The following is a 5,203-nucleotide window of genomic DNA, read 5'->3' as shown; positions in this document are numbered from 1 at the left end:
AACCAAAGATGCTCGCCGAAAAATGCAGCGTTTATATCCAAATATAACCTAGCAAAATTGCCTTGGCAGACTACTAGACGGGTCTTGGGTTTGAATTCCCCACTGCAATCTTTGATTCAGTGGCACTTATTTGGCGAGGGTCTGAATCCCCCACCAAATTCTTTCCTTCTGCCCTCTGCCTCCTTTTCAAGATATTCCGGGTGAATACAGTTTCCACCAGCTTATATGTCAAGAGGTAGTTAATGAGGAGAAACAGGAGTGACTATTTTTACCTCTTACTATGCAGGAGAAATCAGAGGTGAAGCCGTCTCCATCTCTCTATATCCTCCAAAAGGCTTTCAAGGCAAGCATTTACCTTTATTTGCTCCAACGCCAGAGCTACTGAAATGGTGGAAGTCTTCAGCCTCAGATACTAATGCTGAACAAGAATACACCCGCCAATTCCACAAAATTTTGCTTTGTAGGCAGCAGTTGATTGATATTTGGGTTACAAAACAGCAGCAAAACTCAAATGACATAACATTGTGCTGCTACGAAAAAACTGGCGATTTCTGCCATCGGCATCAAGTTGGACGTGAAGTTATCCAACGGTATCTGCCTAAACTTTGGGGCGGGGAAGTTGGGTTAGGAACTGTTACTAAGCAGAAAATGTCCACAAATTGTGGACAAAAAATCATACTCCCAGCCACATACCCACCCCAAGTATTGAGTCTGATCAAGAAATGTTATGAGTTGGGGTATTGTGTAAAGTGCGATCGCACCGAGTGCGGATACTACCAAGTTAGCCTCAATGAAGAAGACTTAGGTGTGTGGTCAGAATTGGGTATACTTGCTGTATTGTCCGGGTTGCAGGAGAAGTTTTACCGTGAGCGCCTAATTCCGTCAGTGGCTATGGCTGCAAAGGCAAGAGGTAAGAATAATCAGCAAGATATCAAGATGCCGTCGTGGGTTTTGATTAGGGATACTCAATCGGAGGTTTTAGCCCCAGTGGATCAGCCAGCAACAGAAGAGTTAAAGCCATCTCGTGCAGAAACATCTATTGTTGAGCAGATGAGTCTGCTATGACTCTTGTTCCGTCAAGCACTGATAAGACATGTAAGATACTGCCCTGAAAGCGAAGGTTCCGCCGCGCCCTTACCAAACCTTGAATAAATGGTCGCATGAGGCGATTGTTGCACGGTCAAATCTGCGACTGGAGCGTATGCAGAAACTTAGAGTTGCGGCGAATTCGGAGGAGAATCCGGGGGATGAATTCTTGCAGGAGTGTTGGAGTGATGACCCGGCTTTGTGGATTGTGATCAAGAAATTGCTGATGAAGCTTCCGCAGTGGGGGATTGCGATTGTTGATGGGGTGTTGCTTAGGTGGGATGAGTAGCGATCGCCATAAGATTAAAAATCCGACTTCTGAGGATATTACTAGCTGCATCGTATGTGGTAGTGGAACGTTGGGCTAAAGATATATCAGGTTTACGTCAAAATTATTCCACACATAGCCTAGATTACAACGAGGGATGATCGCCCTGTAAAAAACTATTTAATGTCATACGAAGTGAAGAGATAAAAAGTTGAGTATTCTTAATACTAATAACACCTTCGCCACCAACATAAGTTGAAAAAATATCGTCTGCTGGTTTATCAATATTTACCATACATCGGATAGTAAATTCTCCTTCATTTTCTGCTCTAAGCTGTCCTTGAAGAGCTTGAATTTGAAAGCAATTTCCATAAGATATAAAAACTTGTGATTGATAACCTAAGTCATTTTTCATGGCAGCAATATGCCATTCTAGGTATTGAATCAATTTTTCTAAGTCTTTCATGTAAATGTAAGTGGCAATTGATCTGATAGAGATTTCTCCATGACTAGGATTTAAAATGAATTCCGTGATTATACCAAGACAGTCTTTAGAGGAATCCAAACTTTGAAGATAAAATACCAATTCAAAGCCAGAAGTTTTTAGGATACATTTTTGTCTCATATTCAAGAAAATCTTAGGTTATTTCGGTCATATATAGGAATCATACTTGAATCTTGCTAAGTATACTGAGAAAGAAACCTTTGTATGGTAAGCTTCTAACCCATTTGGTTTTTCAGAAGTCAAATATGAGTCCTATAATGTGTTGAAGTGTGTAATTACACGGCTTGATTTTTTGTAGCTTCACTATTTATTGAACTTAATATTATCTTGACAAAAATTATGGCCAATTCCAACCATTATTAGCTCCCATGTTTGATAACTCTGAACTTGTTTTACCCGTCATGGCAGTAACGATTAAGTTTTCTTGTTCATTGATCACAGCCAAGTCAAAAGTGCCATTGTTGTTGTTCCTAATGTAAACTTTAGCTCCATCATTTTGAATTCTATTGCTTGTAGCTTGTGCGACAATATTATCTACCTCTACGAGTGGATCAACACCATGTCTGGTAAGACTATCAAATATCGCGTGATTTGAGAATTTCAATCCACTTAACGTCGTGAGTTCATAATCGGCTCCACTGTTTAGTCTTTCTAGCTCCGCCCAAGGATCTTCATCACCACAATAAGTATTATGAACCAGAATCCCCAAATCTGAAACAAAGTAGGTTGGGATGCCTTCAACCTTAAAGTTGTAAACGTTAAACTGCCCAAAGCGTTTCTCAACCCTATCAACATCAATAACTCTGCCATCTTCAGTTTGCAGTAATGACCCTACTTGCAAGTCTTTAGCTTCCACCCAACCCTTATCAGGTATCCAGAAAGGATGTTCCCCAGTGGTAGAAATTACCTCGCCATCAACATACAAGTCAACCAACGCAGTAGTTTCACGTATAAATGTTTCTAACACCTGCCGTGCTTCAATCTCCCCTGGTGTAGTTGGGTCATCAGCGATTACCCAATCACCAACCTTAATATCCTCAATATTCTTTTCACCCTCAGTGGTCAGAATTTCTGTGCCAGCAACAAAGCAATTCTTAATTTGGGTTTCTACATTTCCAGCGCCCTTTTTCAAGACATCATCTACACCTTCAGCACCTTCTTTAATTGCTTTATTAGCAGCAAAAAACTTCATGCTACCTAAGATTGCCCCAGCAAAAGGTACATAGGCTAGTAAATTCCAAGCATCCTCTCGTTCAAACTTACCGTTATCTTGGTAACTTTGGTAAAGGTTATTAGTAGCTTGAGCAGCACCATAGACATCTAAAGCAGTATCTATACGAGATACCCACTGGAGAGGGCCAACCGCAGTCTTTGCCCAGGTAGCGGCTTTCATCCCTGTCAAGAAGGACACGCCAATCCCAGTAACATTACCAGCGTTATAGAGCATGGCGTGTTTTGGTTCAATCTTCTGTCCAGTAGTGAATTCATATACATCAGTTAAGAAACCACCAGATACACCACTGGCAAAACCTGCCCCCCATTCGCCAAACATACCCAGGATTTCTTCGCCACTTGCACCATTAGCCGCAGCCCCAGCAATGTAGCCAACTCCAAAACCAATACCGCTAAATGTAGCTAGTTGCCCTGCAAGAGTAACAGCAGCCATTGCATCTCCCAAAGTGAAATACCCACTGGGGTCGGTATATCTGACAGGGTTAGCATGAGCATATTGGTAATCATGCTGACTGTAGGGGTCGTTTAAGTATCCAGGAAACTCATCCTTGGAGATAAACCGTCCCAAACTGGAGTCATAATACCTCGCTCGTAGATAATCCAACCCAGTTGCAGCATCCCGTTGTTCACCCGCAAACCCGAAGGAATTGCCGAAAGTACCATCAGTATTCAACAACTCCCCAAAGGCATCATAGGTGTAGCGGTCGGTAATCAAACCAACATTATCAGTAATTAGCCTAGTCGAACCCAATCCATCAGTGTGGTAAAAACCTTCTCGACCATCATGACGCGATCGCACCAATCCCATACCTAATGTATAATCAGTCGTGATTTGCCCGGACTCGTCATATTCCATCAAAACTTGGGGTAAATCCCAAATCGGTGCAGCCAAGTAATTTGTTCTTACCCCATCAGAAATACTAGCAACACGGCTACCAAAGGCATCGTAGATATACTGCTGCTGAGAAGTCCCACTATTGACCCCAATCAGGCGATTTTCCCCGTCATTAATCCAATCGTAGTTAATTGTCTGGCTGCCATTAGCACGTTGTTTGAGTGAACCGTTATTATCGTAAGTAAAGTTTGTAACTACGCTACCGATTGTTGTATCCTTGAGTCGATTATTGGCATCATAGGTGTAGGTAGTTAAACCTTCTGTGGAATCAGTTTTGCTTAAACGATTACCTGCTAAATCATAGGAATAGCCAAAAGTGCGGTTTCCTGCTGTGGCATCAGTAATTTTTTCTTCAGTCAGGCGATAGAGCGAATCGTAAGTATAATCAACACTGCGACCAGAATATTCTTCGACTTTCTTACGATTGCCGACTGCATCAAGGGTATATTTAAAGTCAGAGAATATTGTACCTGTGACATTCTTGGTAGTTACTTGAGTCAGGCGATCGCGTGTATCATATTGCCGTGATTCAACAGAACCGTTAGCCAACTTTGTTTGAATTAAATTGCCAACAGCATCATAATCATAATCTGCTAGGAGTCGCGTGCCATCTTTAACAGTATCCAAACGATTCAATTTATCGTAACCGTAGCTAGTGGTTCCTGCTTCTGTTGTCAAAGATGTAACATTGCTTAACAGGTCATAGCCGTAGCTAACAAATTGTTGATCGGGTTGAATAATTTTGGATAAGCGATCGCGCTGGTCATAGTTATACTGCGTTACGCCGCGTCTGCTGCTGAAAATGAATTTTCTCTAAATTCTGCGATGTCTGCGGTGGGCGTAGCCATCGCTAATCAAACTCAGGGGCAGGTAGAACAGGGTTATTCTGCTACGTTGTTAGTTGAAAATTCAGTTTCAGGTGAAGAAGTCAAAGCAATTCATGAAGGCGAAAGTTCCGCCGCGCCCGTCACTGAAAAGTGGTCGCATGAGGCGATTGTTGCGCGGTCAAATATGCGACAGTCACGGATGCAGAAACTTCAAGTTGCAGCGAATTCGGGGCAGAATCCGGGGTTTGAGTACTTGCAGGAGTGCTGGAATGATGATCCGGCTTTGCAGATTGTGAGCAAGAAGTTGCTGGTGAAGTTTCCGCAGTGGGGGATTGCAGTTGTTGATGGGGTGTTGATTGAGCGGGAGGAGTAGCGCGATCACTGACTTT

General features: G+C 42.5%; 5 protein-coding genes. 2 read left to right on the top strand and 3 right to left on the bottom strand.

The window, feature by feature from the left end:
• Positions 1–258: 258 nt before the first annotated feature.
• Complete coding sequence (locus tag G1O98_RS40475; RefSeq protein WP_243458648.1) at positions 259–1,065, top strand: DUF488 domain-containing protein; 807 nt, start codon at positions 259–261, stop codon at positions 1,063–1,065.
• Positions 1,066–1,180: 115 nt separating this feature from the next.
• Here G1O98_RS40475 and G1O98_RS36710 read toward each other — a convergent pair whose 3' ends face one another.
• The 3 genes from G1O98_RS36710 to G1O98_RS36700 all read right to left on the bottom strand — a co-directional run bounded on the left by G1O98_RS36710 (position 1,181) and on the right by G1O98_RS36700 (position 4,791).
• Positions 1,181–1,426: a hypothetical protein gene (locus G1O98_RS36710; RefSeq protein WP_163939179.1), complete on the bottom strand. Its 246-nt coding sequence runs from the start codon at positions 1,424–1,426 to the stop codon at positions 1,181–1,183.
• 73 nt (positions 1,427–1,499) lie between these two features.
• Positions 1,500–1,820, bottom strand: coding sequence for a hypothetical protein (locus G1O98_RS36705; RefSeq protein ID WP_163939177.1), 321 nt, complete (start codon positions 1,818–1,820; stop codon positions 1,500–1,502).
• Positions 1,821–2,196: 376 nt separating this feature from the next.
• Positions 2,197–4,791: a polymorphic toxin-type HINT domain-containing protein gene (locus tag G1O98_RS36700; RefSeq protein ID WP_345940635.1), complete on the bottom strand. Its 2,595-nt coding sequence runs from the start codon at positions 4,789–4,791 to the stop codon at positions 2,197–2,199.
• A 21-nt stretch (positions 4,792–4,812) separates the two neighbouring features.
• On the opposite strand from G1O98_RS36700, the gene G1O98_RS40470 reads away from it, so the two are divergent.
• Positions 4,813–5,187, top strand: a complete 375-nt coding sequence (locus G1O98_RS40470; protein ID WP_243458647.1) for a hypothetical protein — start codon at positions 4,813–4,815, stop codon at positions 5,185–5,187.
• The last annotated feature ends 16 nt before the right edge of the window (positions 5,188–5,203 follow it).

Origin of the sequence: Nostoc sp. UIC 10630 (genome assembly GCF_010747425.1) — a bacterium.
In the GTDB taxonomy this organism is placed as follows: domain Bacteria; phylum Cyanobacteriota; class Cyanobacteriia; order Cyanobacteriales; family Nostocaceae; genus Nostoc.
The sequence above is the reverse complement of the archived record's forward strand: the minus strand, read 5'-3'. Positions and strand labels throughout refer to the sequence as shown.

Coding starts and splice junctions, on each gene's coding strand:
- G1O98_RS36710 (WP_163939179.1), bottom strand. CDS start 1,426: ATGCAGCTAGTAATATCCTCAGAAGTCGGATTTTTAATCTTATGGCGA.
- G1O98_RS36705 (WP_163939177.1), bottom strand. CDS start 1,820: ATGAAAGACTTAGAAAAATTGATTCAATACCTAGAATGGCATATTGCT.
- G1O98_RS40470 (WP_243458647.1), top strand. CDS start 4,813: ATGTCTGCGGTGGGCGTAGCCATCGCTAATCAAACTCAGGGGCAGGTA.